The organism is Anaerostipes sp., assembly GCF_018381315.1.
Lineage (GTDB): Bacteria > Bacillota > Clostridia > Lachnospirales > Lachnospiraceae > Anaerostipes.
Window position 1 is genome coordinate 1 of sequence record NZ_JAGZSD010000006.1, and the last position, 24,989, is coordinate 24,989.

The 24,989-nt window shown below is 44.6% G+C and carries 28 protein-coding genes; 26 read left to right on the forward strand and 2 right to left on the reverse strand.

Annotated elements, in window-relative coordinates; genetic code table 11:
* Positions 1-183: 183 nt before the first annotated feature.
* On the reverse strand, positions 184-1,725 hold the full coding sequence (locus KH180_RS06275) for a nitrite/sulfite reductase (protein ID WP_290757963.1): 1,542 nt from the start codon (positions 1,723-1,725) through the stop codon (positions 184-186).
* A 140-nt stretch (positions 1,726-1,865) separates the two neighbouring features.
* Here KH180_RS06275 and KH180_RS06280 point away from each other — a divergent pair, with 140 nt between their 5' ends.
* From KH180_RS06280 to KH180_RS06290, 3 genes are read left to right on the forward strand one after another with little or no spacing between them, the layout of a single operon-like run.
* On the forward strand, positions 1,866-2,360 hold the full coding sequence (locus tag KH180_RS06280) for a YqeG family HAD IIIA-type phosphatase (protein ID WP_290757965.1): 495 nt from the start codon (positions 1,866-1,868) through the stop codon (positions 2,358-2,360).
* 12 nt (positions 2,361-2,372) lie between these two features.
* The gene (locus tag KH180_RS06285) at positions 2,373-2,861 is read left to right on the forward strand and encodes a PH domain-containing protein (protein ID WP_290757967.1); all 489 of its coding nucleotides are present in this window, start codon (positions 2,373-2,375) and stop codon (positions 2,859-2,861) included.
* Positions 2,851-4,353, forward strand: coding sequence for a PH domain-containing protein (locus KH180_RS06290; RefSeq protein ID WP_290757969.1), 1,503 nt, complete (start codon positions 2,851-2,853; stop codon positions 4,351-4,353). The genes KH180_RS06285 and KH180_RS06290 overlap by 11 nt, the downstream gene beginning before the upstream one ends.
* 84 nt (positions 4,354-4,437) lie before the next feature.
* Here the strand turns inward: KH180_RS06290 and KH180_RS06295 are convergent, their stop codons facing one another.
* Complete coding sequence (locus tag KH180_RS06295) at positions 4,438-6,429, reverse strand: oxidoreductase (protein ID WP_290757971.1); 1,992 nt, start codon at positions 6,427-6,429, stop codon at positions 4,438-4,440.
* 179 nt (positions 6,430-6,608) lie between these two features.
* On the opposite strand from KH180_RS06295, the gene KH180_RS06300 reads away from it, so the two are divergent.
* The 23 genes from KH180_RS06300 (at position 6,609) to argR (ending at position 24,983) form a co-directional block, all read left to right on the forward strand.
* Positions 6,609-7,493, forward strand: coding sequence for a LysR family transcriptional regulator (locus KH180_RS06300; protein ID WP_290757973.1), 885 nt, complete (start codon positions 6,609-6,611; stop codon positions 7,491-7,493).
* A 119-nt stretch (positions 7,494-7,612) separates the two neighbouring features.
* Positions 7,613-8,389, forward strand: coding sequence for a shikimate kinase (locus KH180_RS06305; protein ID WP_290757974.1), 777 nt, complete (start codon positions 7,613-7,615; stop codon positions 8,387-8,389).
* Positions 8,390-8,399: 10 nt separating this feature from the next.
* Positions 8,400-9,590 carry an iron-containing alcohol dehydrogenase gene (locus KH180_RS06310; RefSeq protein WP_290757976.1) on the forward strand — a complete coding sequence of 397 codons (1,191 nt, stop codon included), beginning with the start codon at positions 8,400-8,402 and terminating at the stop codon, positions 9,588-9,590.
* A gap of 65 nt (positions 9,591-9,655) precedes the next feature.
* The gene (gene efp, locus KH180_RS06315; protein WP_290757979.1) at positions 9,656-10,213 is read left to right on the forward strand and encodes an elongation factor P; all 558 of its coding nucleotides are present in this window, start codon (positions 9,656-9,658) and stop codon (positions 10,211-10,213) included.
* A 2-nt stretch (positions 10,214-10,215) separates the two neighbouring features.
* Entirely contained in the window at positions 10,216-11,088 is an 873-nt protein-coding gene (locus tag KH180_RS06320) for a DMT family transporter (protein ID WP_290757981.1), read from the forward strand.
* Positions 11,089-11,205: 117 nt separating this feature from the next.
* Complete coding sequence (spoIIIAA, locus tag KH180_RS06325) at positions 11,206-12,138, forward strand: stage III sporulation protein AA (RefSeq protein ID WP_290757984.1); 933 nt, start codon at positions 11,206-11,208, stop codon at positions 12,136-12,138.
* Positions 12,131-12,649 carry a stage III sporulation protein AB gene (locus KH180_RS06330; RefSeq protein WP_290757985.1) on the forward strand — a complete coding sequence of 173 codons (519 nt, stop codon included), beginning with the start codon at positions 12,131-12,133 and terminating at the stop codon, positions 12,647-12,649. The genes spoIIIAA and KH180_RS06330 overlap by 8 nt, the downstream gene beginning before the upstream one ends.
* 10 nt (positions 12,650-12,659) lie before the next feature.
* A complete protein-coding gene (gene spoIIIAC, locus KH180_RS06335; RefSeq protein ID WP_006567206.1) occupies positions 12,660-12,857 on the forward strand; it encodes a stage III sporulation protein AC in 198 nt (65 codons plus the stop codon).
* A gap of 9 nt (positions 12,858-12,866) precedes the next feature.
* A complete protein-coding gene (locus KH180_RS06340) occupies positions 12,867-13,247 on the forward strand; it encodes a SpoIIIAC/SpoIIIAD family protein (RefSeq protein ID WP_290757998.1) in 381 nt (126 codons plus the stop codon).
* Positions 13,244-14,368 (forward strand): stage III sporulation protein AE, encoded by a 1,125-nt coding sequence (locus tag KH180_RS06345; RefSeq protein ID WP_290758001.1) that lies wholly within the window; start codon positions 13,244-13,246, stop codon positions 14,366-14,368. The genes KH180_RS06340 and KH180_RS06345 overlap by 4 nt, the downstream gene beginning before the upstream one ends.
* A 6-nt stretch (positions 14,369-14,374) precedes the next feature.
* The gene (locus KH180_RS06350; RefSeq protein ID WP_290758003.1) at positions 14,375-14,830 is read left to right on the forward strand and encodes a stage III sporulation protein AF; all 456 of its coding nucleotides are present in this window, start codon (positions 14,375-14,377) and stop codon (positions 14,828-14,830) included.
* A 7-nt stretch (positions 14,831-14,837) separates the two neighbouring features.
* A complete protein-coding gene (locus KH180_RS06355; RefSeq protein WP_290758005.1) occupies positions 14,838-15,380 on the forward strand; it encodes a stage III sporulation protein AG in 543 nt (180 codons plus the stop codon).
* Positions 15,381-15,384: 4 nt separating this feature from the next.
* On the forward strand, positions 15,385-15,954 hold the full coding sequence (locus tag KH180_RS06360; protein ID WP_137328465.1) for a SpoIIIAH-like family protein: 570 nt from the start codon (positions 15,385-15,387) through the stop codon (positions 15,952-15,954).
* 154 nt (positions 15,955-16,108) lie between these two features.
* Complete coding sequence (locus KH180_RS06365; RefSeq protein ID WP_290758009.1) at positions 16,109-16,486, forward strand: Asp23/Gls24 family envelope stress response protein; 378 nt, start codon at positions 16,109-16,111, stop codon at positions 16,484-16,486.
* A 17-nt stretch (positions 16,487-16,503) separates the two neighbouring features.
* Positions 16,504-16,944: a transcription antitermination factor NusB gene (gene nusB / locus KH180_RS06370; RefSeq protein ID WP_290758012.1), complete on the forward strand. Its 441-nt coding sequence runs from the start codon at positions 16,504-16,506 to the stop codon at positions 16,942-16,944.
* Positions 16,945-18,150 (forward strand): exodeoxyribonuclease VII large subunit, encoded by a 1,206-nt coding sequence (gene xseA / locus KH180_RS06375; RefSeq protein ID WP_290758016.1) that lies wholly within the window; start codon positions 16,945-16,947, stop codon positions 18,148-18,150.
* Between the two features lie 194 nt (positions 18,151-18,344).
* Positions 18,345-19,637, forward strand: a complete 1,293-nt coding sequence (locus KH180_RS06380) for a phosphatidylinositol-specific phospholipase C domain-containing protein (protein WP_290758019.1) — start codon at positions 18,345-18,347, stop codon at positions 19,635-19,637.
* A 209-nt stretch (positions 19,638-19,846) separates the two neighbouring features.
* Positions 19,847-20,053: an exodeoxyribonuclease VII small subunit gene (gene xseB, locus KH180_RS06385; protein WP_290758022.1), complete on the forward strand. Its 207-nt coding sequence runs from the start codon at positions 19,847-19,849 to the stop codon at positions 20,051-20,053.
* Positions 20,046-20,939, forward strand: a complete 894-nt coding sequence (locus KH180_RS06390) for a polyprenyl synthetase family protein (RefSeq protein WP_290758025.1) — start codon at positions 20,046-20,048, stop codon at positions 20,937-20,939. Before xseB ends, KH180_RS06390 begins: the two co-directional genes overlap by 8 nt.
* 28 nt (positions 20,940-20,967) lie before the next feature.
* Positions 20,968-22,845, forward strand: coding sequence for a 1-deoxy-D-xylulose-5-phosphate synthase (gene dxs, locus KH180_RS06395; protein ID WP_290758028.1), 1,878 nt, complete (start codon positions 20,968-20,970; stop codon positions 22,843-22,845).
* Positions 22,842-23,660: a TlyA family RNA methyltransferase gene (locus tag KH180_RS06400; RefSeq protein WP_290758031.1), complete on the forward strand. Its 819-nt coding sequence runs from the start codon at positions 22,842-22,844 to the stop codon at positions 23,658-23,660. The genes dxs and KH180_RS06400 overlap by 4 nt, the downstream gene beginning before the upstream one ends.
* A 13-nt stretch (positions 23,661-23,673) precedes the next feature.
* Positions 23,674-24,522, forward strand: coding sequence for an NAD(+)/NADH kinase (locus KH180_RS06405; protein ID WP_290758035.1), 849 nt, complete (start codon positions 23,674-23,676; stop codon positions 24,520-24,522).
* Complete coding sequence (gene argR, locus KH180_RS06410) at positions 24,519-24,983, forward strand: arginine repressor (protein ID WP_290758037.1); 465 nt, start codon at positions 24,519-24,521, stop codon at positions 24,981-24,983. The genes KH180_RS06405 and argR overlap by 4 nt, the downstream gene beginning before the upstream one ends.
* Positions 24,984-24,989 lie beyond the last annotated feature (6 nt).

A 24,989-nucleotide genomic window follows, 5' to 3' on the forward strand; every position in this document is an offset into this window, starting at 1 on the left:
AAGCACTCCGTGCAGGATGCGCACAAATGCGCAAGGAATCTATTTGCCTGTGGCAAATTGCATTTGGCGCGCAAAGTGTACAAGCCCCTCAAAGAGTGAGGGGTTGGGGGAGATGAGGTAGGCGTGTCCACTTTGTTCTTGCAGAGGTGTGAGGCAGGTTTGCCCGCTTTGTTTTGGTATGCTTTATTTTACATACTTCTGTACGATATTCTGCAGTTCTTCCGGGTTTTGTTTGATCCAATCAGCATATGTTGTGTGTGCTTCCTGTACAGTGAGTCCGATCTCCTTTAAAAACTCAGGAATATCCGCTTCTAAAATGGTTCCCGCATCCTCACCGAACGTTTCTTCTCCCTGGATATCGCTGCCGCCGATATAGAGCTGAAATGCAGAATGCGGTTTTTTATCAATGACCTTCGTAGCACCCCGGAATCCAAGAGTTCCGATCTGATGGGTACCGCAGGATGACGGACAGCCGGAAATATGGATTCTTGGAAGGGTTCCGTCAGGGAAATCAAGCGGTCTGATTTTGTTCATGATTGTATTATATAATTTTTGTGAATCTCTGAGTCCTACCTGGCAGATTCCGCTTCCGATGCAGGCAACAGAGGTTTCAAAAAGATTTGAAGCACTGTCTTTTGTAAGCGCCAGAAGCTCTAATGCCTCATCTCTGGTACAGTTAATAAAGTAAAGAGATTCATCCGGCGCCACTCTCAATACAACCTGATCCATTTTCTGAACAGCTTCATTGATCGGTGCAATTAGTTCGGGAGGGACATTTCCGCCAAAAGGATGGTATAAGACACTGTATAGTCCGTCCTGTTTCTGAGCAGTGATGCGGAAGCTTTCCTCCAGTGTGCCGTCTCCCTCCTTTGTCACAGGGGTTTCCTGCACATCAAGATCCAGTGATTCGGTCTCCATAGCTTTCTTAAGATTTGATAAGAAAGCATCCCGATAACCTTCCCGGCCTAAAGTATCCTGCATGTACCGTGTTCTGGCCTTTCCGCGGTTTTTATAATTTCCATGCTCTGTAAATGTCATCATCATTGCTTTGATATAATAGAGGACTTTGGAAGGATCAACATGCTTGTCAATCAAAACTCCCATTTTAGCGTTATTCCCAAGGCCTCCGGCACTGTAAACCTCAAAGGTATGATCTTCACAGGCAACAAAACCTAAATCCCGGAACGTGGCGTGTGTCTCGTTTTTAGGGGAATTGGAAAAGCATACTTTTAATTTTCGCGGCATCTTCACTTTCTTTATAAAAGTAAGAAGATAATCTGCGGCCTCTTTGGCATATGGGAGAACATCAAAATACTCTCCTTTTTCCACTCCCGACAGGGGAGAGACCATCACATTCCTTGGAAAGTCGCCGCCGCCTCCGCGGGTAATAATATCGTGTTCAAATGACTCTTCTATAAGAGAAGAAACCGTAACATCACTCAGATTATGAACCTGCACGGATTGGCAGGTAGTGAGATGAAGCTTGTTAATCTCATATTTCCGGACACTGTCTGCAATAAACTGAAGCTTGTCCTTGGTGATCTCTCCGCCGGTAAAACGGAGTCTCAGCATGCTGGATCCGCCGCCTCTCTGGGCATAGCTGCCGAAGCCGCCGGAAAAACTTTTGTAGTCTTTCACGCTTACTTCTTTTTGATAGAATTTTCTAGTCATTAAATGAAATTCAGCCAGATCAGACTGAAATTCTTTTTTTAGTTCCTGGTTCATTGTTATTCTCCTTTGCGTTTCTCTGATAACGATTATAGCATTTCTAAGTGTGGGCGTCCACATTCAGGGGAATTTGGTTTTTTTTCAGTTATATGCTAGAATAGGACAAAAGAAAAAATAAAGGATGGAAATACGAAAAGATGTTTGAAAAGTTTTACCCGAATGAATATATGGACAGCACCTATTCTATTAACTTTAAAGATTATTATGACCGGGGATACCGGGGAGTTCTGTTTGATGTGGACAATACACTTGTGCCGCATAACGCACCTGCAGATGACCGGGCAATCCGTTTTTTCAGGGAATTAAAAGAGATTGGTTTTGATTTTTGTTTTATGTCCAATAATAAAGAACCCAGAGTTAAGAAGTTTTGCGAGGCAGTAGAAGGAACCTATTACATTTATAAAGCGAACAAGCCTATGGTTGGAAGCTATGAAAAGGGTATGAAGCTTATGGGAACAGACAGGTCTAATACCCTGTTCGTGGGAGACCAGCTGTTTACAGATGTTTATGGAGCCAACAGGGCAAATGTTTACAGTATCCTTGTAAAGCCTATGAATCCAAAAGAGGAAATACAGATTGTACTGAAACGGTATCTTGAAAAGATTGTGCTGCATTTTTATAAGAGAAAGTGAGAATGATACATCATGGCATATGAGAAGCTGTCCAAAAGGGCATTATATTGTATGTATACAGCAGGGGCTGCAGCGGGTACCGCAGCATTAGCGGCAATCGCAGCGGTGAATTACTTTTGGCTGTTTCCGGCCGATATCGGAACGGGAAAGCTGATCTCCCTTATTCTGATCATCCTGACTATATTTGATATGGCGGCAAGCCCGGTATTCCGGTTTCACAGATACCGTTACAGCATCAATGAGGAATGCATTGATATCAAAGAAGGATATCTGTTTGTAAAAAGGGATATCGTTCCCATAGAGAGGCTTCATAAGCTTCAGACGGCGAAAGGCCCCATCGACCAGATATTTAAAGTGGCCAAGGTCGTTGTGACAACGGCAGGCGGAGATGTGACGATTCGGTTTCTGGACGAAGAGAAAGCGGAGCACATTGCCGAGAGTCTGAGAAACCGCATCAACGAGATCGCGGCAGCGCAGAAGGAAGAGACATATGGAGAATAATGTAAGATTCCGTAATCACATCTCTATTGTGGCCGAGAGAATGGGAAGTGTACTGATTTTTGTCTTTCTTGCGTTTATGAGCGGCCTCAGTCAGAATATAAAAACACTTTTAGAGAAAGATATCCGCCTGGACGGAAAAATAGCAGAAGCGCTTCTTCCGATTCTGGCCGTTTTGGCCGTCTTTCTTTTGATTGTCATATGGCAGGTAGTGGTCTGGTCCAAAACTTATATATCCATTGTAGAAAATACTATTGTAATTGAGAAAAACACTCTGAACCGCCGGAAGAACACCATCGGTATTAAAAATATCTCCAATGTAAATACAGAGCAGAATCTATTTGAGATGATTCTGGGAACCTGTAAAGTGAAACTCGATACCGACAGCCTCTCTACAGCAGATAAGACGGACGTTAAGATTGTGCTGAAGAAAGCTGAGGCGGAGAAGTTCCGCCTCAGGGTCATGACACTTATGCGCCAGGCAGAGACAGGGGGAGCTGAAGCGGTTCCAGAGCCGGAAGCGGCTGTGCAGTATGATATAGAGGCAGGACCGGGTGACATGCTGGTTCACGGGCTTTTTTCTATGAATCTATTTTCCGTTCTTATTCTGGCAGGCTGTATTGTGGGAACAGCAGAGCTGTTTACTCAGGTTTTTGGTGCCGGAACAGCGGAAAAAGGTATCCTGGCTGTGCTGGGCAGTGCGGCGGTACTAATATTTTTCTTTTTTTCGGCACTGTGGGATATTGTAAAAGGATTTGTGCAGTATTATGATTTCAAGGTAAAGCGGCTGGAAAACAAAATATACTTAAGCTATGGTCTTTTTAAAAAAGTTCATTACACGATACCGGTAGATAAGGTAAATGCAGTAAAATTGACTCAGTCCCTTCAGGCAAGAGCGTCGGGAAGATATATGGCTGAGCTTATCAATGTAGGAATGGGAGACGACGGGAGCGAGAAGAAAGCTTTTTTAATACTCTATTCTTCAAAAAAAGATATTCAGAAATATCTGCAGCAGCTTTTGCCTGAATTTCCCGATATTCTTGCGGTCCATGTACAGAGGCAGCCTAAGTCGGTATGGGCTGCATGGCTGATCCCTGTGACAGGCGTCATTACGATGATTTCAGCGGGTCTTTTGGGCATACTGGAATTCTGGCCGGGTTTTCTTTTGCGGACTTCAGCGTCAGCAGCCGGCATTGCAGTGCTGTGTTTAGCGGGAGTTATATGCAGATATCTTACAGCAGGAGTATCTGTGGAAGATCGGTACCTGAAAGTTGCAGCAGGATATGTACGGCGTTCTATTCTTTGTGTCAGTTATGATAAGATTCAGCATCTGGAAGTAAAACAGAATTTTATAGCCCAAAAAGCAGGAATCCAGAAAGGAACCATCTATCTGCTGGCATCAGCGTTGAATGTGACACAATCTGTACCTTATTTTAAAGAAAGAGAACTGTTAAAGATCAAAAAACGGATGTTGAAATCAGATCAAAAGAAATAAAGGTCTTTGGGGAAATTAATTTTCCCAAAGACCTTTTTTATTTCATATATAATTCATATATAAATTTATTGGAAGCTGATGCTTTTATAAGAAGTGATGTCTCTCCAATGCGATCAGAATATCACGTCCTTCTTTGACACCTTCGATCATACGCCTTGTTTTTGCACTGTCTCCGATGTTGAGGACTTCAATGCCTTCATCTACAAAATGATCGTACAGAGCCTGCAGTGCCGGAGTGGCAGACTGCATTCCAAGGCAGATAAATCCGTAGTTAAAGTCTAATTCCAGATCCTTATAGTCATGACGGACAATGAAAGAGTTTTCTTTTACTTCCAAAAGATTGGCATTTGGATACTGAGTGACTTTGTATTTTTCCAAAAGCTCATTGGCTCCGGTTCTTGTAACAAGGTCCAGATCTTCTCCAAAATGAGGTTTTTTCTCCACGATGGTAACGTCAGCTTTTCTAGGTGCAAAAAATTCGACTACATCCAAACCGACATTTCCGCCGCCGATGACAACGACTTTTTTACCGGAAAGATCTGTTTTTTCAAATGTTTCAACATTGTCAACCAAATCAAAGATCGTAGAAACGTTGCCTTTTTCAAGATTTTCTTTGAGCCCCGGAATATTTGGGAGAAGAGGATTGGAACCGGTTGCGTTGACAACGATGTCCGGTTTGAATCCATCCACAAATTCAGCGGTAGCCTCAACATTCTTACAGATAAACAAGTTTTTAAGGGCCATAGCTCTTTTTTCCTGATAAGCAGGGAAATAACCGAGCCTTTTTTTGTTCGGCATGTTGCCGACACGTCTTGCCAGTCCGCCAAGCTGGTTCGTCTTCTCAATCAGAACAGTAGAACATCCCACCTCTGCGGCAGTACATGCTGCCTCAAGACCTGCGGTACCGCCTCCGATAACGACCACATTGCAGGGTTTTTTGACATGTTCTTTTTTATAGTTTTCCCCGCTTACTACAAACGGATTGACTGTACAGCGCATTGGCTTGCTGCTGAGTGTTGCAGTACATCCGTTGTTGCAGGAGATACATTTGTTGATGTCATCAGTGTTGCCGAACTGCACTTTATTGACCCATTCAGGATCTGCAATAAGTCCCCGTCCGATACCGATCAGATCAGACTGACCGCTCTGAAGAATCTCATTAGCGATTTCAGGTTCACGAATATTTCCTTCAGCGGTACATGGTTTTCCGGTCTTTTTCCTTACAGCTTTGGACATGTAAGATTTCCAGCCGTCCGGAAGGTAATCGGCGTCATGCTGATACTGGATCGTACAGGTAAGACCTGCTGATACTGCAAATACATCTACATATTCTTCAAAATATTCTACGATCTCTAATGTGTCGTTCAGTGAGTTGCCGCCTTCGGTGAGCTCATCTGCACTGATTCTTAAAAAGATCGGAATATTCTCGCCTACAACTTTGCGGACTTCTTTTAGTACAAGAGTTGTGAATCTTGCCCGGTTTTCTTTAGAACCGCCGAACTCATCTGTCCTGTCGTTGGTCAGAGGAGATAAGAACTGGTTCAGCAGATAACCATGTCCTGCCTGGATCTCAACAGCGTCAAAACCAGCGGTAACTGCACGTCTAGCAGCGTCTGCAAACTTCTGGACAATGCCATGGATCTCTTCAACTGTAAGAGGTCTCGGAATGTCTCCGCCCGCTTTTGACGGAATATCAGAAGCAGAGACAGGCTGGATGTTTGTCACTGAGCCGTCAGAGTCGGCACCGCCGTGATTAAGCAGAATGGAAGCATTAGAGCCATACTCATGGATGGCCTCACAAAGCTTGTACAGGCCGTGGATATAGTTGTCATGATCAATCCTCAGCTGGTTCGTACTTAAAGAACCCTGAGGAGATGCAACACTGGCACCCTCCACTGTGATGAGGCCTGTGCCTCCTTTCGCATGTTGTTTATAATATGCAATCAGTTTGTCACTGACTTCTCCTGTTCGCTCAGCAAAATTTGTTCCAATCGGCGTCATGACAATACGGTTTTTCAATGTCATTGATTTTACTGTAAATGGTTCAAATAGATTGCGGAAATTCTTTGCTGCCATAGTTAGTTCCTCCATTTTTCTTTCTTTTTCACTGCAATAATTATATCAAACTGTGTATACAAATGCAATGAATAATCTGCCGGCAGGGCACAGCGTATGATAAATCCTCCGGATGGACGTGCTTCATGCGGCAAAGTATGATATACTCATAACTAAGAAACCTATTCCGGAGGGATTATATGAATCTGAATCATCTGTATTATTTCAGGACGCTGGCAAAAGAACAGCATTACACAAAAGCCGCCCAGATATTGAATATCACCCAGCCAAGTCTGAGCCATGCCATCAATGCTCTGGAAAAAGAATTAAATGTCAAACTGTTTGAAAAAGTAGGAAGAAATGCAAGGCTCACCAAAGAAGGGGAGCTTTTTTGGCGTTATGTGGTGCAGTCTCTGGATATGCTGGACGAGGGCAGGCGTGTGGTAGGAGAAGTGTCAGGGCTGGCAGGCGGATTCATTGACATCGGATATATTTATACGTTAGGCAGTCATTTTATTCCGCAGAATATGAGTGACTATATGAAATTAAATGAGGGGAAAAATATCAGGTTTTCCTTTGGACAGGGAACTACAGAACAGATGATTGAGGAATTAAAAAAAGGAACCTACGACCTGGTGTTTTCTTCTTATAAGGAAGGGGAAGACCGTCTGAACTTTATTCCTGTCGTGGAGGAGGAGCTGGTGCTGATCACACCAAAAGGGCACCCTCTGGCCCGGAAAAAGTCTGTTGATCTGGCAGAGACGACCTCTTACCCGTACATTATGTTTTCCCGGAAGAGCGGTCTGAGGCCGTTTATCAATAAACTGTTTGCAAAGGTAAAAGCACAGCCTTTTATTGCATATGAGGGGGAAGAAGATTCTTCTGTGGCAGGCCTTGTGGCTGCCGGACTGGGGATCTCCATTGTGCCCAAGATTCCGATTCTTGAAACTATGGAGGTAGAAGTAATCCCAATCGCAAGACCGGAGATCAAGCGGTACATTTATCTTGTCACACAGAAGGACAAATATCTGACTCCGATCGTGCAGGATTTTATCCGGTTTATAAAATCCCGCCACCATCTTTAAACAGGAATGCAGAAGTATCCGCAGAAGATTTTCCGGTACGAGTCCAATATTGAAAGAAATGCCGGATTATGGTATACTGAAGCACATTAGACTACGATTGAAGAAAAGCGAGGAACACAATGGGAAAGTTAGAAGAGATCAGAGAGAGACTGGAAGTCTGTGACAAACAGATTGTATCTGTGCTGGAAGACCGGATGGATATTATCAAAGAGATCATGGAGTATAAAAAAGAGAAAGGGCTGCCGATCCTGCAGCCGGAACAGGAAAAACGGCAGAGAAAAATGCTCAAAGAGCATGTGAAGGAAAATACATACAAAGAAGAAATTCTTGATATTTTTACTTATATTGTGGAAAACAGCCGGAGAATCCAGGCAAGAACCTTGTTTACCCATAATATTTTCCTGATCGGATTCATGGGAGTGGGAAAAAGTACTGTGTCAGACTATTTAAGCAAGATCCTTGCCTCTCCGCAGGTGGAGATGGATCAGGTGATTGTTGAAAAAGAGAAGATGTCGATCAACAAGATTTTTGAAGAATATGGAGAAGAATATTTCAGAAACTGTGAGACCAATCTGCTCATTGAGCTTCAGAAGAAAAATAATCAGATTGTTTCCTGCGGAGGCGGAGTTGCCATGAGAGAGATCAACGTGCAGGAGATGAAAAAGAATGGAAGAGTGGTTCTTTTGACCGCTTCTCCAGAGACGATTTTAGAGCGTGTCAAGGACAGTGACGAGCGTCCGCTGCTCCGGGGACGTAAAAATACAGAGTATATCTCCGAACTGATGGAGATCAGAAGGCCCAAGTACCGGTCTGCTGCAGATGTGATTGTAGATACAGACCAAAAAAATGTCGAAGAGATCGCAGAAGAGATTGTTGGAAAGTTAACCCATCTATAAAATAGGAGGAATGAAGATGCAGTCATTTACCCATCACACACCGACAGAGATTATTTTTGGAAAAGCTTCCGAGAACAAAGCGGCGGAACTGATTAAGAAGTACCACGGTTCTAAAGTCTTTGTTGTATACGGAGGAGGAAGCGTTGTACGGTCCGGACTTCTGGACAGAGTGGCAGAAACGCTGGAAAAAGCAGGACTTCAGGTGGAAACCATCGGCGGAGTTAAACCCAATCCGAGACTGGATTTTGCCAGAGAGGCTGTGAAGAAAGCCATAGAGTTTCAGGCGGATTTTATTTTGGCTGTAGGCGGAGGAAGTGTCATCGATACGGCAAAGGCCGTGTCTCATGGGGCTGCAAATCCGGACATTGATATCTGGGAGTTCTGGTCCCGGAAAAAGACGGTGGAAAAAACTCTTCCAGTAGGCGTGATCCTGACCCTTGCGGCTGCAGGAAGTGAGACAAGTGATTCCGCAGTTCTTACAAATACAGAGATCCAGGTCAAAAGAGGTTTGAGCACAGATCTGAACCGTCCCGAGTTTGCCATTATGAATCCGGAACTTACCTATACACTGCCAAAGTATCAGGTGGGATGCGGGATTGTAGATATTATGATGCATACGTTAGACCGCTATTTTACAAAGACAAAGGGCAACCAGCTGACGGATGAGATTGCAGAAGGCCTTCTGCGAACCGTAATTGCCAACGGAAGAATTGCCATTCAGGATTCCCATAATTATGACAGCATGAGTGAAATTATGTGGTGCGGAAGTATTTCTCACAACGGACTGACAGGGCTGGGTGCAGAAAAGGACTTTGCACCTCACCAGCTGGGCCATGAACTGAGCGCCAAGTTTGACATTGCCCATGGGGCAAGCCTTTCTGCAGTGTGGGGAGCATGGGCAGAGTATTCCTATATGGAAGATGTAGACAGATTCGTACATTTTGCAGATAAAGTATGGGGGATTTCCGGAGACAACAAGGAAGAAGTGGCGAGAAAAGCCATCAATGCTACCGTCAATTACTTTAAGTCACTGGATATGCCGACCTGTTTTTCAGAGGCACCGGAAATCGGCATAAAAACAGAGGATGAGCTGTGGGCTATGGCCGATGGATGTTCCTACCAAAACACTAGAACGATCGGGTCCTTCCGTGTCCTGAATAAAGAAGATATCTTTAATGTATACAAATTGGCAAATAAATAGTTGATAAGAACTACCATTTATTATAGAATGTTATAGAACAAAATGATTAAGGAGGAAATTACGATATGGTATCCGCAGGAGATTTTAAGAATGGGTTAACCATCGAATACGAAGGCAATATTTATCAGATTATTGAGTTTCAGCATGTAAAGCCTGGAAAGGGAGCAGCCTTCGTGCGCGCCAAGTTAAAAAATATTAAGAGTGGGGGAGCGATTGAAAAATCTTTCCGTCCGTCAGAAAAGTTTGAGAATGCTCACATCGAACGTAAAGAAATGCAGTATTTATATACAGACGGTGAATTATTCCATTTCATGGATCCGGAGACTTTTGACCAGATCGCATTAGATCCGGACACCATCGGAGATTCATTAAAGTTTGTAAAAGAAAATATGAACGTTACTTTAGTTTCACACAATGGGACAGTATTCCAGGTAGAGGCTCCTCTGCATGTTGAGCTGCTCGTTACAGAGTGTGAGCCTGGAGAAAAAGGAAACACAGCTCAGGGTGCTACAAAGCCTTGTACAGTAGAGACGGGTGCGAATGTTTATGTTCCTCTGTTTGTCAACCAGGGTGATACATTAAAGATTGATACAAGAACCGGAGAATATTTATCCAGGGTGTAGACTTGTCAAGCAGTCAAAAGATCCGGGGGATTATCTGCATCATTCTGTCAGCATTTTGCTTTGCATGGATGAATGCATTTGTTAAGCTTTCAGGCGATCTCCCGTCGATTGAAAAGAGCTTTTTCAGAAACCTGGTAGCCCTGATCTTTGCATTTGTAATGATCAAGAGAAGCGGCGCCGGATTCCGGTTTCAAATGAAGAATCTGCACTGGTTTATCCTAAGGTCCCTGGCAGGGACCTTAGGTATTTTTTGCAATTTTTATGCCGTGGATCATCTAGTGCTTTCCGATGCATCTACGCTGAATAAATTGTCACCTTTTTTTGTCATTGTATTTTCTTATTTGATTCTGAAAGAAAAGATTACCGTATTCCAGTTGACTTGTATCACATCCGCATTCGTTGGCAGTATGTTTATTGTGAAGCCGAGCTTTGCATCGGTTTCTGTTCTTCCGGCATTCATAGGATTTCTGGGAGGATTGTTTGCAGGCTGCGCTTACGCCTGTGTCAGAAAGCTCGGCACCAGAGGGGAGAGAGGACCGTTTATTGTCTTTTTCTTTTCTACGTTTTCCTGCATCAGCTGTATCCCGTTTATGATCGGTGATTTTCACCCTATCTCAGGAATTCAGCTTATATATCTGCTTCTTGCAGGACTTGCGGCAGCAGGCGGACAGTTTGCCATCACGGCAGCTTATACCTATGCGCCGGGCAAAGAAATATCGATTTATGATTATACACAGATTATTTTTTCTACTCTGCTGGGATTTTTCCTGTTTGGGCAGGTGCCGGACGGATTCAGTATTCTTGGATATTTTATCATCATCGCGGCAGCGGTTGTCATGTTTTTCTACAACAACCGCAGTAAGAAAACAGAATAATATCGTTTTTTAGAGAGGAAGTTCTCCGATTTTCGGAGGCTTCCTTTTTTCTATTCTAAATGCCTTGTCTTGTTCATATATTAGGGTTATACAGCTTTACGAAGAAGGAGGAGTTCTATGGAAAACACAAGTGAGATCTACCATATTCTTCCGAGGTCTGTCCGGGGATTGATGCAGAAGAGCGGCCTGAAGCCAAATAAGCTGCAGGAAATAAGGCTGAGGATTCATCAGCCGGTGATCATCCGTTATGAAAATAAGGAGTATTTTTTGTCAACCGGCGGAAAGCTCACTTCCAGCCATCATTTTGTACATGTTCTCACAAGAGAAGAATTGAAACAGATGATGGAATATATCAGCAATTACTCTCTCTATGCCTATGAAGATCAGCTGAGACAGGGGTTTCTGACTGTAAAAGGAGGACACCGGGTGGGAGTTGCAGGCAAGGTTTCTATTGAAGACGGGGAGATCAGGACCATGAAGCATATTACGTTCCTGAATATCCGGGTGGCTCATGAAGTCATCGGCTGCGCAGAAAGTGTATTCAAACTGTGCACGGAAAATGGACAGCTTCTGCCTGTACTGATTATCTCACCGCCGGGCAGGGGAAAAACAACGCTTTTAAGGGATATGATCCGTCTGGCGTCAGAGGGCGGAGAGACCGTCGGTGTGGTAGATGAGCGCAGTGAGATTGCGGCTTCTTATATGGGGGTGCCGCAGAATAAAGTGGGCATCCGCACGGACGTTATGGACGGCTGTCCGAAGTCTGAAGGCATGATGATGCTGGTGCGTTCTATGGCTCCGAATGTAATCGCTGTGGATGAGATAGGAAAAAAAGAGGACGTGGATGCTATGCTGTACAGTGCCTACTGCGGCTGTACTTTGATGGCGACAATCCATGGAAAAGATATGGAGGAGTTAAAAAGAGTGCCGTATGTAGGGGAAATGATGCGAAGAGATGTCTTCCGGCGTTATATCGTTCTCAGTGAACAGGGAGATGCAGGCAGCGTCAAAGAGGTATTAAATGAGGAGGGGGTGAAGCTTTATGGTTAAGCTGCTTGGGGCGGCCATTGTAATTATTTCAGGGGGGATTCTTGGATTTTACCGGGCAGCACGTGAGAGGAAGAGGCTGGAGCAGGGGATTGAACTGAAACGGCTGCTTTATCTTTTACAGGGAGAGATCCGTTACGGCCTGACACCGCTTCCTGATGCCATTGGCACAATAGCGGGAAAGATGAATTCGGAGTTTTCTGTCTTTTTAATGGATGTATCAAAAAAGCTCTCATCCTATCAGGAAGAAACTTTCTCCCAGGTATGGAAGAGTTCTGTGGAGAAAGATCTTATGCCCTTTATTCAGGAAAAGAAGATGCTGGAGCCGTTTTCAGACATGGGGGATACCATCGGATATCTGGATAAGGACATGCAGGTGAAGACTATTGATTTTACCATCGAGCAGATTGAGGAGAGGATGTACCAGATTAAAGACCAGGTGATCAAAAACTGTAAACTATATCAGAGCCTAGGATTATCCTTTGGACTTCTCGTAGTGATTATTTTATTGTAAGGAGGATCTTATGAGCGTAAACATTATCTTTCGGATTGCGGCAGTGGGTATTCTGGTCACAATTCTTGTGCAGGTACTGAAACACTCAGGGAGGGATGAGCAGGCATTTTTGATTACCCTTGCCGGACTGATTCTTGTACTGTCATGGGTGATCCCTTATATCTATGATCTTTTTGAGAGTGTACAGACACTGTTCACCATATCTTAGGAGGCAGCGATGGTTAAGATTGCACTTTTCGGCATCATAGCCAGTATTTTGACACTGAAAATAAAATCCATAAGACCGGAATACGGCCTGGTGATCGGCCTGGTGTCCAGTTTGTTTCTGGCAGTTTATGCCCTGGATGAGATGGGCAAAATCATCGATTTGTTTGATACCATTGAGTCTTATTCCGGCATTCCGGGAACGTACATACAAATCCTGCTGAAGCTGGTGGGCATCTCTTTTCTGTGTGAGTTTGCCGCCAATGTCTGCAAGGATGCCGGACAGGCAACCATGGCAAAACAGGTGGAGATGGCAGGAAAGCTGTCTATACTGGTAGTGAGTCTGCCGATCCTGGAATCACTGCTGACTACACTGGAAAGGCTGATGGGATGAGACAGAAGATCATATTGCTGGCATTTATCTTTGTTTTGATGTTTACGGCAGAGGTGTCTGCAAAAGAAGAGGAAGATTTAAGCGATTATTCATTTGAGCAGGTGGAAAAGACACTGGAGAAAGCAAAGATTCATTTTTCTTATGAAGAGCTTGTAAAAAAACTTATAACAGGCAACATTAAGGGTGCTTTTTCCATGGTGACGGAAAGTATAGGCAACCAGCTGTTCTCTATCCTTTCTGAAAATAAAAATTTCATGAAGCAGCTGATCGTTGTGGCAATCATCGCAGCAGTGTTCAAAAATTTTTCAGATGCATTCTTTCAGGGAAATACGGGGGATACAGCATTTTATGTGACTTATATGATTCTGATCGGGCTGATGGCAAATTCATTTTTCTTTTTGAACTCTATTACAGAGCAGGTGATTTCCACACTTATTGACTTTATGAAAGGACTGATTACAGCATATTCCATTGCAGTGGTTGCAACCACCGGGGTATCCACATCGGTGGCATTATATGAAATGTATTTGTTTGTAATTTATATTATCTCACTTTTGGTACAGAGTGTGATTTTCCCTGCGGTCAAGATCCTGTTTGTCTTAAAGATTGTAAACCATATTTCTCTGGAAGAAAAGCTGTCCAGGCTGTGTGATGCACTGGAGTGGGCCGTAAGAGCACTTTTAAAAGGACTTTTGGCGGTAGTGCTGGGGATTCAGATGATCCAGGCCATGCTTCTGCCGGCCGTGGATTCTGTAAAAGACGGAATTTTAAAAAAAGGTGTCTCCATGATCCCGGGTGTGGGACAGGGAGTCAGCACAGTGACAACTACACTGATAGGATCAGCAGTAGTCATCAAAAACAGTATCGGGGCGGCCGGAATCTTTGCTCTCTGTGTTATCATTCTGGTGCCGCTGCTGCAGATCGGGGGAATTCTTCTTTCTTATATTGGGACAGGCATTCTGCTACAGCCTGTATCGGATAAGCGGATTACAGGTTCCCTGGATGCAGTGATCAAGAGCGGCAAGCTGCTCATCAGAACGGTATTCACACTGAGCATTTTATTTATTCTGTCTATTGCTATTGTGGCATTTTCCACGAACATTAATTACTATACGGGGTGACGGCTTATGCAGTATATTAAAGCGATTGTATTTTTCCTGATTCTCATGACACTGGTAGGACAGCTGTGTCAGGGAGAAAAATATAGGCCATATATCCGTCTGGTAACCGGATTTATGCTGCTGGCACTTATGATGAAACCGGTGGCATACGTTATGAATCTGGGACCTGAAGATCTGCCTGTATTTTCAAATATGGCATCGGGGAGCACGGAGTCTTCCTTCCGCAGCAAGGCTATAGACAGCTATAAGGACAGGGAGGAAAAGAAAATAAAAAAAATCCTTGCCTCTTATAAGATCGAAGCCGAAGAAGTAGAAGTGGATGTAGATGATGGAAAGGATGAGACGGAAATCAGCGGCATATCTGTAAAAGTGAAAAATGAGAAATCAGAAGGAAAGAAAGTAAAAACCATACTTTTGAACTTCTATAATGTAGATGAGAGTCATATCAATATAAGTGAGTAGGAAGTGTATGATGGACAAAAAGGAACTGATTCAAAAAATTGAATCTATGGGTACAAAAAAAATCGTCTTGATTTTCGTTCTCGGCATTGCTCTGATCGTATTTTCTTTTCCTTCAGCGGGAAAGAGCACTTCAAAGAGTGAAAAGAGCACAGAAAGCCAAGAGGATACGTCATCCACGGACGCCTATGTCAAAAAACAGGAGAAGCGGCTTGTAGCTGCTCTGAAACAGGTGGAAGGTGTGGGAAAAGTTAAAGTGATGATTACTCTGAAATCTTCAAAGGAGTCGGTTGTCAACAAAGATACGCCGTATGAGGAAAGTACAAAAAAGGACGAAAAAACAGTGAAGGAAGACGAAGAGACTGTTTTGGTCGAGAAAAACGGGGAAAAAGTCCCTTACATAGTGAAGGAAGTAGAACCTGAAGTGGAAGGAGTTGTAGTGGTGGCACAGGGCGGAGGAAGCGATATCATCAACCAGAATATCGTCGATGCGGTGAGTGTGTTGTTTCACATTTCATCTTATAAAATAAAGGTGTTAAAAATGGAGGACTAAGGAAATGAAGAAAATCGTGAAAAAAAATCAATTAATCATCACAACTCTGGCTGTTATTATCGCGGTCGCGGGCTATGTCAATTATACGGGGCAATACATCACGACTTCAAAGGATAAAGCAAAAACTGTGAGCAATACGGCAAAGACAGCATCCCAGAGCCAGGCCAAGGATGACATTACAGACGTGGGAGAGGCAGTGCTCACCAATGCCCAGGTCAGCAATTATGTGGCGAAGGCAAAGCTTGAAAGAGAGCAGACCCACAGCAAGGCCAAAGATACTCTGGAAGAGATCATCAAAGACAAAACAGTCAAAGACAGTGTGAAGCAGGATGCGGTTGATAAACTTTCCACACTTGCAGAACAGATGGAGATGGAGACGGCTACCGAAAATCTGCTGGGAGCCAAAGGATTTTTGAATTCCATCGTAACGATCCAGAACGGAAACGTGGACGTTTTGGTAAACCTGAAAGATATATCAAAAGTGGAGAGAAGCCAGATTGAGGATATTGTCACAAGAAAAACCGGCTGCAAGCTTGAAAATGTAGTAATCACATCAATTAAAACAGAAGATTAGAGATTCGGTGTGTAAATTCCAGGGGACGGGATTTGCACACTTTCTTTTTTCTTGCATAACATCAATAAGTTTTGGTATAATTAACATACTGTATATATGAAGGATCATAAAACAGAAGGAAAAGTTTTTAGAAGCAATCAGCAGGAGGCTTTTTATGGAGAATAAAAGTAGTAGTTATAAGGTTGAGGAAAAAGGGCTGCTCGGAGAAGTGAAAATCGCAGATGAAGTCATTGCGATCATCGCGGGGCTGGCAGCGACAGAGGTAAAAGGCGTTGCAGGCATGTGCGGCAATATTACAAACGAGCTGGTGAGCAAGCTGGGCATGAATAAGCTTTCCAAGGGAGTTCGCGTCAATGTGGAAGGGAATCATGTCAGTGTGGATCTGGCTATAGAGCTGGATTACGGCGTCAGCATTGCACAGATTTCAAAAAAGGTGCAGGAGAAAGTGAAGACAGCCATAGAAAATATGACAGGGCTGACCATTGAAGAAGTAAACGTAAGGATCGCCGGCGTAGCGCTGGAAGAGGAATAATCAAAAGAGGCGGAGCTGTGAAGAGCAGTTCCGTTCTTACTGTAAAGAGAAAGGACCGTAAGATGACAAGGAGTAAATTAAGAGAGCAGATGTTCCGTCTGTGCTTTTCCATTGATTTTCATGCAAGTGAGGAGTTTGAAGCGCAGGCTGACCTGTACTTGGCAGAGAATGATATTTTCAGAAACAAAGAAAAAGATTACATTAAGAAAAGGACTCTCGACATGCTGGCCCATCTTGATGAGATAGACCAAAAGATCAATGAAAACAGCAAAGGATGGGATATCAAAAGGCTTGGAAAAGCAGAGCTTACGATCTTAAGGATTGCAGTTTTTGAGATTATGTTTGATGAGGATATCCCTGATAAAGTGGCGATCAATGAGGCCGTGGAGCTTTCCAAGACCTATTGTAATGAAAAGGCAGCCTCTTTTGTCAACGGGATCTTAGGAAAGATTGGTTAAATGAACAAAATATTTTCAGTTGCGCAGATTAATGCGTATATTAAAAGGATCTTTCAGAGCGATTATGCTCTGAACCGGATCTATATAAAGGGAGAGGTCTCCAACTGCAAGTATCACTCATCCGGCCACATTTATTTTTCGCTGAAGGATGATAAAAGCCAGATTTCCTGCGTAATGTTTGCCAATCAGAGGATGAGCGGGCTGGATTTCGACATGGAGAACGGACAGACGGTCATTGTCTCAGGCAGTATCAGCGTGTTTGAGAGAAACGGCACATATCAGCTCTATGCCAATGAGATTTCCCTGGACGGCATCGGAAGGCTTTACGCAGAGTTTGAAAAGCTTAAGGAAAAACTGTACCGGGAGGGCTTATTTGACCATGAAAAGAAAAAACCTGTCCCCAAGAATCCAAAGACTGTGGGCATCGTCACGGCAAAGACCGGGGCAGCCATCCAGGATATTATAAGTGTGGCAAAGCGCAGGAATCCTTATGTGCAGCTGGTGCTGTATCCTGCACAGGTACAGGGTGACGGCGCGGCGGATACCATCGTAAAGGGGATCCAGGCTCTGGACCGGTATGGCGTGGATACGATCATCATTGGCCGGGGCGGCGGCTCTATAGAGGATCTCTGGGCATTTAATGAGGAAAAGGTGGCAAGAGCAGTCTATGCGGCCAGAACACCGATTATTTCCGGTACAGGCCATGAAGTGGATACAACGATAGCGGATTATGCGGCAGACCTGAGAGCACCTACGCCTACAGCGGCATGTGAGCTTGCAGTACCGGATATCAGAGAGACATTGGATGCCATTGACGCAAGGAAGCGTAGGCTTTCTGCACAGATGCAGTACATTACTGGTAATTACCGTTTGAGAGTGGAGAGATACCGCAGGAAAATGCACGGCTTTGATCCGAGGCTTAAACTCCAGGAACAGAAAATGATCTTTGCAGAGCTGGAAGAACGGCTCCGCGGGCGGATGGAGTATCTTCGCAAAGACTACCGCCACAGGCTTGAGATTTATATGGAACGGCTCCACGGCATGTCACCTACAGCAAAGCTGATTGGGGGATATGGATACCTGTCAGTGGGAGAAAACCAGCCGGTGACGTCTATAAAAGATGTCCGGGAGGGAGATGAGGTGATGATTACCATCGCCGACGGACAGATCCGTACAGAAGTTAAAGAAAAGCTAAAAAATGTATGACAATCAGTGTCAGATAGAAATAGAAACTGTGGACATAGTCATGATCCACGGTTTCTTTTTTTATTACATTTGGAGTGCGATTTCCCAAATTCAAGAATAACAGAAAAAACAGTAAATATAATTATAATATAGAGACAAGCAAATTCACACGATACTCAGATGATGTCTGGTATCAGAAAGGAGTGAAGACAGGCATGGGGAAAGTAATTACCGCTGGCAACTGGATGGGATTTTTGGACGGGGAGAAAAAACTATCTGAAATTAACCTTCCCGGCACACATGATTCAGGGACAAAGTACGTGGAAAAAAATAAAGAAAAGTACTGCTGCCAGTCATTGTCGCTGGCAGAACAGATGGAAATCGGAGTTCGATATTTTGACATACGCTGTGTTGCTGGGTCCAAAAAAGAAAGCCCCGGTATAAAACACGCTGACACGTGGTGCCTGAATCCGGAAATGAAAACTGAACATCTTCATTTGGACAAGCTGGTTCAGGATGCAAAGTATTTTTTACAAAACCATCCTACGGAAACTTTGGTCTTTCAGATTAAGAATGAAAAATGGAATTCTGGAGATGCAAATCTGGTTTTTCATATAGGAAAATATATTAAAGACGGAACTATGTGGGCTATGGATAGGATTCCTAAAATAGATGAAGTCAGAGGGCGGATTGTACTGGTCCGCAGGTTTACTTATTCAAAAAATGATTATGGACTTGAGAAACAAGAATTTGGCCTGAACTTAAGTTCATGGGATTCTGAATGTATGTGGAAAGCGGGGGAACATACTTTTGTTTGGGTGAATGATAAAGCATATATTCAGGATCGTTATAAGACCACAGCAGAAGAGAAACTGAAATTACTTAGTAAGGCATTGGCTGAGATGAATAATCTGAATAATAACAAAAAGACAATTCCCGCCCTCGAATGGTGTATTAATCTTGCTAGCTGTACCAAGCCAAATCCTAAACAAGCTGCGGTAGAAGTGAATCAGAGGCTGAAGGAGCAATCTCAATTCTGGGATGGAAGGAAACTGGGGATGTTCATCGTAGATTTTGCCGAAAAGGACTTAATATCTAAAATTTATCTTTCTAATTTTGAGAACTTTAACGGGGAGGAAAAAGAAATTCACAGAGAGGAAACAATCCTAAGCCATGCAAAACCATTTAGGGGACAGACTCACAGGTCCAGCGGCAATTTTTCCACCCGGTACATACAGGATCCTAATGGAAAAGAACCAAAGTCATTATTGTGGGAAATTATAGCCGGCGACAATGATGAGGCATCAAAAATTTCATTCCAGGTTTATGAAGATGTAGCCGGAGGATTTGATAAAGGAAAGTTTGGTGATAAAAGGATTACATCCGGAACGAGAACTCCGTTTATAAAGGAGAGAGAAATTTATATATATTGTCCGGAAGGAGCAAAGGCTTCATTTAATGTACGGATTACAGGAATGGATACTGCACCGGATCCAAAGTTTAAATAGAAAAAGAAATTCAGGACAGTGATGTCAGCAGAGCGGCCGAGAACAGAATTATGGCGGCTCTGCTGTTTTTTGATTTTATAAAAATTTAAGTTGAATGAACGTCTGTTCAGCATTATAATAAGAACAGTCGAAATAAGGAAAAGATAATTCAAAGAAAATATGATATAATTTAAAAAATAGATGCAGAAAGGGTATGAGGTATCACAGATATGGCCAAGAAGAAATTTCAGATAGATGAAGGGTTTTCACAGCTGGATGAGATCATCAAGCAGCTGGAACAGGAGGATGTGAAGCTGTCGGACGCTGTAGATCTCTATACAAAGGGTGTGGAGGTTTTGAAGGAATGCAGAGACTCCCTGGATCAAGTGGAGAAGGAACTGATCATTTTGGAGCAGGATGGAGAACAGAATGGATAATTTTAAGCAGGAGATGGCAAATAGGACGGAACACATCGAAGCAGTGCTGGACCATTATCTTCCCAAACCGGAAGGACCGGCAAAGACAGTGCTCACGGCTATGAATACAACGGTCAGAGCAGGAGGCAAGAGACTCAGGCCCATGCTGATGGAAGAGGCCTATAAGATGTTCGGAGGTGAGGGAAAGGTTATAGAGCCATTTATGGCTGCGATTGAGATGATTCACACCTATTCCCTGATTCACGATGATCTGCCTGCTCTGGATAACGACGATTACCGAAGAGGGCAGAAAACCTGCCATATTGTCTATGGAGAAGATATGGCAGTTCTTACCGGGGATGCTCTGCTGAATTATGCTTTTGAAACTGCCGCCGGAGCCTTTGATATGGAGGGGACAGATCTTATAAGGACTGCAAAAGCAGTACAGATTCTGGCCTGCAAGCCGGGCATCTACGGGATGATCGGCGGCCAGGTGGCTGATGTGGAACTGGAAGGCAGAGAACTTTCTATTGACGAGATCATGTTTATTCACAGCAACAAGACCTCAGCACTGATCGAAGCATGCCTGATGATCGGCGCAGTGCTTGCCGGTGCTTCGGACACCCAGGTTCATGATATGGAACAGTGCGGCAGGAAGATCGGACTGGCATTTCAGATTCAGGATGATATTCTGGATATTACAGGCAATGAAGACGAGATCGGGAAACCAGTGGGAAGTGATGAAAAGAATCACAAAACCACATATGTGACCCTCAAAGGGCTTGAACAGGCCAAAAGAGATGTGGAGAAGATCTCTATGGAAGCGGCCGCTGTCCTTAAAGACTATGATGAGCCGGACGGCTATCTGACCGGTCTGGTGGAATATCTGATACACAGGACCTATTGAGCAAAAGGCAGATATTGAAGGAGTCAATATGTTAGAACAGATAAAGCATCCCAACGACATTAAAAATATAAATCCCAAAGATTACAGACTTCTGGCAAAAGAGATCCGGAAGTTTTTGCTTTTGAATGTGAGCAGGACAGGAGGCCATCTGGCTTCCAATCTGGGAGCTGTAGAGCTTACGATGGCACTGCACCTTACGATGGACTTTCCGAAAGACCAGCTGGTCTTTGATGTGGGGCACCAGTCCTATGTCCATAAGATCCTTACCGGCAGGATGGACGGGTTTAAAAGCCTGCGTCAGTATGGCGGGATGAGCGGTTTCCCAAAACGTACAGAGAGCGACTGTGACGCCTTTCACAGCGGCCACAGTTCTACTTCCATAGGAGTTGCTCTGGGCCTTTCACAGGCCAGGGATCTGAGGGGAACGGATGAGACGATCGTGGCAGTTCTGGGGGACGGGGCACTTTCCGGTGGTATGGCCTATGAAGCTTTAAACAACATGGTCAGGCTCAGAGAAGAGAAACGAAAGCTGATCGTAGTTCTCAATGACAATAAGATGTCCATATCGGAAAATGTAGGCGGCATGTCCGGCTACCTGAACCGGGTCCGCTCAAAAAAAGAATACGTAGACTTTAAAGGAAATATAGAAAAATCTCTTATGCAGATCCCGGTGGTGGGGGAACCTATTGCCAAAGGATTAAAGAGGTCCAAAGACTCGATCAAACAGCTGTTTGTGCCGGGTATGATGTTTGAGGACATGGGGATTACTTATATAGGCCCCATTGACGGACACAATGTACCGCTTTTGGCGGAAACTTTTCAGCGTGCCCAGAAGCTGGAGGAGCCGATTATTGTCCATGTGGTCACCAAAAAGGGAAAGGGATATAAGTATGCAGAACAGGATCCTTCCCGTTTCCATGGAGTAAACCCATTTAACGTAAGGACTGGAAAAGCGCTTAAAAGCGGGTCCGGGCCGACCTGTACGGATATATTTTCGGACACGGTTGTGGAGCTTGCCAAAGACGACCCGGATATTGTGGCTGTTACAGCTGCTATGCCGGAGGGCACAGGACTGTCTAAGTTCCGTGACAGATATCCGGAACGTTTTTTTGATGTGGGCATTGCCGAGCAGCATGCGGTCGCATTTTGTGCGGGTATGGCGGCAAAAGGACTGAAGCCCGTTGCGGCCGTTTATTCAACATTTCTCCAGAGGGCTTATGACCAGCTTCTTCATGATGTGGGCATCGGAAATCTACCTGTGCTGATCGGCGTGGACCGGTCCGGCCTGGTTGGGGCTGACGGGGAGACACATCAAGGTATCTTTGATGTGACGTATCTGTCCTCTATCCCCAATTTTACAGTGACAGCGCCTGTCAACGGAAGGGAATTAAAAGAAATGGTCACCTATGCACTTACGGAAGAGGAAGGGCCTGTGGCCGTAAAATATTCCAGAGGTCCGGCATCAGACCTGTTTGAAGAAGATTTTTCGCCGGTTAAAAAGGGAAAAGGATGTATATTGAAGAAAGGTACAGAGATTGCCCTGATTCCTCTCGGCAGTATGATGGAGGAAGGTTATGAAGTGTATAAGGAGCTGGTGAAGCTGGGTTATGAACCGACGCTGGTGAACCCGAGATTTGTAAAGCCTCTGGATACTGATCTGATCTGTTCTCTCATGGAAGGGCACCGCTTGATTGTGACAATGGAAGAGGGTGTCTTAAACGGAGGATTCGGACAGCAGGTGACTCAGACTCTCACAGAACATGATTACAAAGGAAGGATCCGGAATATCGGCATTGATGACCAGTTCGTAGAGCATGGTTCTGTGGATGAGCTTCGAAAGATGCTGGGGCTTGACAGCGCCTCAATGACAGACAAGATCAAAGAGTGGATTGGAGATAAAGCATGAAAGAACGATTAGATGTCCTGCTTGTAAAAAGAGGACTGGCAGCATCACGTGAGAAGGCAAAAGCCATTATTATGTCCGGTGTAGTCTTTGTGGACGGACAGAGAGAAGATAAAGCCGGGACGATGATCAAAGAGGAACTGCCCATTGAAATCAAAGGAAAAACTTTAAAATATGTGAGCCGCGGGGGGCTGAAACTGGAAAAGGCGATGAAGCAGTTCGGTATCTGTCTGGACGGCAGGGTGTGTATGGATGTGGGTGCATCCACCGGCGGTTTTACCCATTGTATGCTGCTGAACGGGGCCAAAAAAGTTTATTCCGTAGACGTGGGACATGGACAGCTGGACTGGAGCCTGAGGAATGATGAAAGGGTTGTATGCATGGAGCGCACGAATATGCGCTATGTGACTCCTGAGGATATTGATGAGCCTGCACAATTTGTATCCATTGACGTCTCTTTTATCTCACTGACCAAGATCCTGCCTGCAGTTTACGGGATACTGGAGACCGGAGGAGAGGTTACCGCCCTGATTAAGCCTCAGTTTGAGGCCGGCAGGGAAAAGGTTGGGAAAAAGGGCGTTGTGAGAGATCCTGCAGTTCATGAGGAAGTCATTGAAAAGATCACAGAGTTTGCCTGCTGCAGCGGTTTTGAACTCCTCCACCTGGACTATTCTCCGATCAAAGGACCGGAGGGGAACATTGAGTACCTCCTTCATATGAAGAAAACAGAAGAAATGCAGCATGAGAATGTTCTAAAAGAAAAAATTCCGGAAGTGGTGGGGGCATCCCATGGCGATCTGGAAAAGGCAAAAGAGTAGAAGAAGGTAAACAATGAAGAATTTTTTGATTATGACCAATGAAGTGAAGGATCCCGGTTTTGCTGCATCGAACCGGATTAAGGATTATCTTGAGGCGAGGGGCGGGAAGGCTGTCCTGCGGGAAGATTTTACGGAGGACACACAGACCTACTCCAACATTCCGGAAGATGCGGAATGTGTAATTGTACTGGGAGGAGACGGAACCATGCTTCATGCATCCCGGCTGATCGCACCCCATGATCTCCCTGTGGTAGGGGTCAATCTGGGGACGCTGGGATTTCTGACTGAGATCGAAATGTCCCATCTATCAGAGGGCCTTGATGACCTGCTCAGCGACCGCTTCCATATCGAAGAGAGGATGATGCTGGAAGGATGTATCTTTCACCGGGATATTTCCTGTTACCGGCTGTCCGCCCTCAACGATATTGTGATTACCAGAAGCGGTTTCTCCAGGATCATTTCGTTTAAGATCATTGTCAACGGTGAACTTCTGGATGTATATGCGGCGGACGGAGTTATTATCTCCACGCCTACCGGATCTACAGGATACAATCTCTCTGCGGGAGGGCCTATTGTCAATCCGGAGGCAAATGTCATACTGATTACGCCGGTATGCCCGCATTCCCTGCAGGCGAAGAGTATTGTTTTGGGAGAATGGGACACCATAGAGATTCATATACAAAAGGTGAGGAAAACCCAGCTTGAAGAGGCTTTGGTTACCTTCGACGGCCAGGTGGCGGAACGCCTGAACCCAGGGGATATTATAAAAATCAACAAGTCCCGGAAGGTAGCGAAGGTCGTCAAGGTTCAGGAAAAGAGTTTTTATCATACACTCCGTGCGAAAGTTGGTGGAAAAGCATGAAAAAAAAGAGACAGCAGGCAATTATTGAACTGATTGCCAAAAGCCCTGTTGAGACTCAGGAGGAGCTTACAAACCGCCTGAACGAACAGGGTTTCAGTACAACCCAGGCCACGGTTTCCAGGGATATCAGGGAGCTTGAGCTCACAAAGATCCCCCTTCCGGACGGAAGACAGGCATATGGACTTTTGGCTGCCAGGGAAAAAGAAGTGGCAAAGACCTATCAGCGGATTTTAAATGATGCCATCGTTTCTATCGAGACAGCGGGAAATCTTATGGTTATCAAGACTGCCGCAGGTATGGCGATGGCATGTGCCGCTGCGCTGGATGATCTGGACCTTCCCGGACTTATGGGTTCCATCGCGGGGGACGACACGATCTTCTGTGCAGTCAGAGAACAGGAAAAAGGCAGCGATATCATCGGGGAGATCCGCTTGATGATGGAAAGCACAAGTGATAAGTAGGTGAAC

What these genes read in the sequence shown, in the direction of transcription:
- KH180_RS06275 (WP_290757963.1), bottom strand. Translation starts at nt 1,725, where the DNA reads ATGAACCAGGAACTAAAAAAAGAATTTCAGTCTGATCTGGCTGAATTT.
- KH180_RS06280 (WP_290757965.1), top strand. Translation starts at nt 1,866, where the DNA reads ATGTTTGAAAAGTTTTACCCGAATGAATATATGGACAGCACCTATTCT.
- KH180_RS06285 (WP_290757967.1), top strand. Translation starts at nt 2,373, where the DNA reads ATGGCATATGAGAAGCTGTCCAAAAGGGCATTATATTGTATGTATACA.
- KH180_RS06290 (WP_290757969.1), top strand. Translation starts at nt 2,851, where the DNA reads ATGGAGAATAATGTAAGATTCCGTAATCACATCTCTATTGTGGCCGAG.
- KH180_RS06295 (WP_290757971.1), bottom strand. Translation starts at nt 6,429, where the DNA reads ATGGCAGCAAAGAATTTCCGCAATCTATTTGAACCATTTACAGTAAAA.
- KH180_RS06300 (WP_290757973.1), top strand. Translation starts at nt 6,609, where the DNA reads ATGAATCTGAATCATCTGTATTATTTCAGGACGCTGGCAAAAGAACAG.
- KH180_RS06305 (WP_290757974.1), top strand. Translation starts at nt 7,613, where the DNA reads ATGGGAAAGTTAGAAGAGATCAGAGAGAGACTGGAAGTCTGTGACAAA.
- KH180_RS06310 (WP_290757976.1), top strand. Translation starts at nt 8,400, where the DNA reads ATGAAGATGCAGTCATTTACCCATCACACACCGACAGAGATTATTTTT.
- efp (WP_290757979.1), top strand. Translation starts at nt 9,656, where the DNA reads ATGGTATCCGCAGGAGATTTTAAGAATGGGTTAACCATCGAATACGAA.
- spoIIIAA (WP_290757984.1), top strand. Translation starts at nt 11,206, where the DNA reads ATGGAAAACACAAGTGAGATCTACCATATTCTTCCGAGGTCTGTCCGG.
- KH180_RS06330 (WP_290757985.1), top strand. Translation starts at nt 12,131, where the DNA reads ATGGTTAAGCTGCTTGGGGCGGCCATTGTAATTATTTCAGGGGGGATT.
- spoIIIAC (WP_006567206.1), top strand. Translation starts at nt 12,660, where the DNA reads ATGAGCGTAAACATTATCTTTCGGATTGCGGCAGTGGGTATTCTGGTC.
- KH180_RS06340 (WP_290757998.1), top strand. Translation starts at nt 12,867, where the DNA reads ATGGTTAAGATTGCACTTTTCGGCATCATAGCCAGTATTTTGACACTG.
- KH180_RS06345 (WP_290758001.1), top strand. Translation starts at nt 13,244, where the DNA reads ATGAGACAGAAGATCATATTGCTGGCATTTATCTTTGTTTTGATGTTT.
- KH180_RS06350 (WP_290758003.1), top strand. Translation starts at nt 14,375, where the DNA reads ATGCAGTATATTAAAGCGATTGTATTTTTCCTGATTCTCATGACACTG.
- KH180_RS06355 (WP_290758005.1), top strand. Translation starts at nt 14,838, where the DNA reads ATGATGGACAAAAAGGAACTGATTCAAAAAATTGAATCTATGGGTACA.
- KH180_RS06360 (WP_137328465.1), top strand. Translation starts at nt 15,385, where the DNA reads ATGAAGAAAATCGTGAAAAAAAATCAATTAATCATCACAACTCTGGCT.
- KH180_RS06365 (WP_290758009.1), top strand. Translation starts at nt 16,109, where the DNA reads ATGGAGAATAAAAGTAGTAGTTATAAGGTTGAGGAAAAAGGGCTGCTC.
- xseA (WP_290758016.1), top strand. Translation starts at nt 16,945, where the DNA reads ATGAACAAAATATTTTCAGTTGCGCAGATTAATGCGTATATTAAAAGG.
- KH180_RS06380 (WP_290758019.1), top strand. Translation starts at nt 18,345, where the DNA reads ATGGGGAAAGTAATTACCGCTGGCAACTGGATGGGATTTTTGGACGGG.
- xseB (WP_290758022.1), top strand. Translation starts at nt 19,847, where the DNA reads ATGGCCAAGAAGAAATTTCAGATAGATGAAGGGTTTTCACAGCTGGAT.
- KH180_RS06390 (WP_290758025.1), top strand. Translation starts at nt 20,046, where the DNA reads ATGGATAATTTTAAGCAGGAGATGGCAAATAGGACGGAACACATCGAA.
- dxs (WP_290758028.1), top strand. Translation starts at nt 20,968, where the DNA reads ATGTTAGAACAGATAAAGCATCCCAACGACATTAAAAATATAAATCCC.
- KH180_RS06400 (WP_290758031.1), top strand. Translation starts at nt 22,842, where the DNA reads ATGAAAGAACGATTAGATGTCCTGCTTGTAAAAAGAGGACTGGCAGCA.
- KH180_RS06405 (WP_290758035.1), top strand. Translation starts at nt 23,674, where the DNA reads ATGAAGAATTTTTTGATTATGACCAATGAAGTGAAGGATCCCGGTTTT.
- argR (WP_290758037.1), top strand. Translation starts at nt 24,519, where the DNA reads ATGAAAAAAAAGAGACAGCAGGCAATTATTGAACTGATTGCCAAAAGC.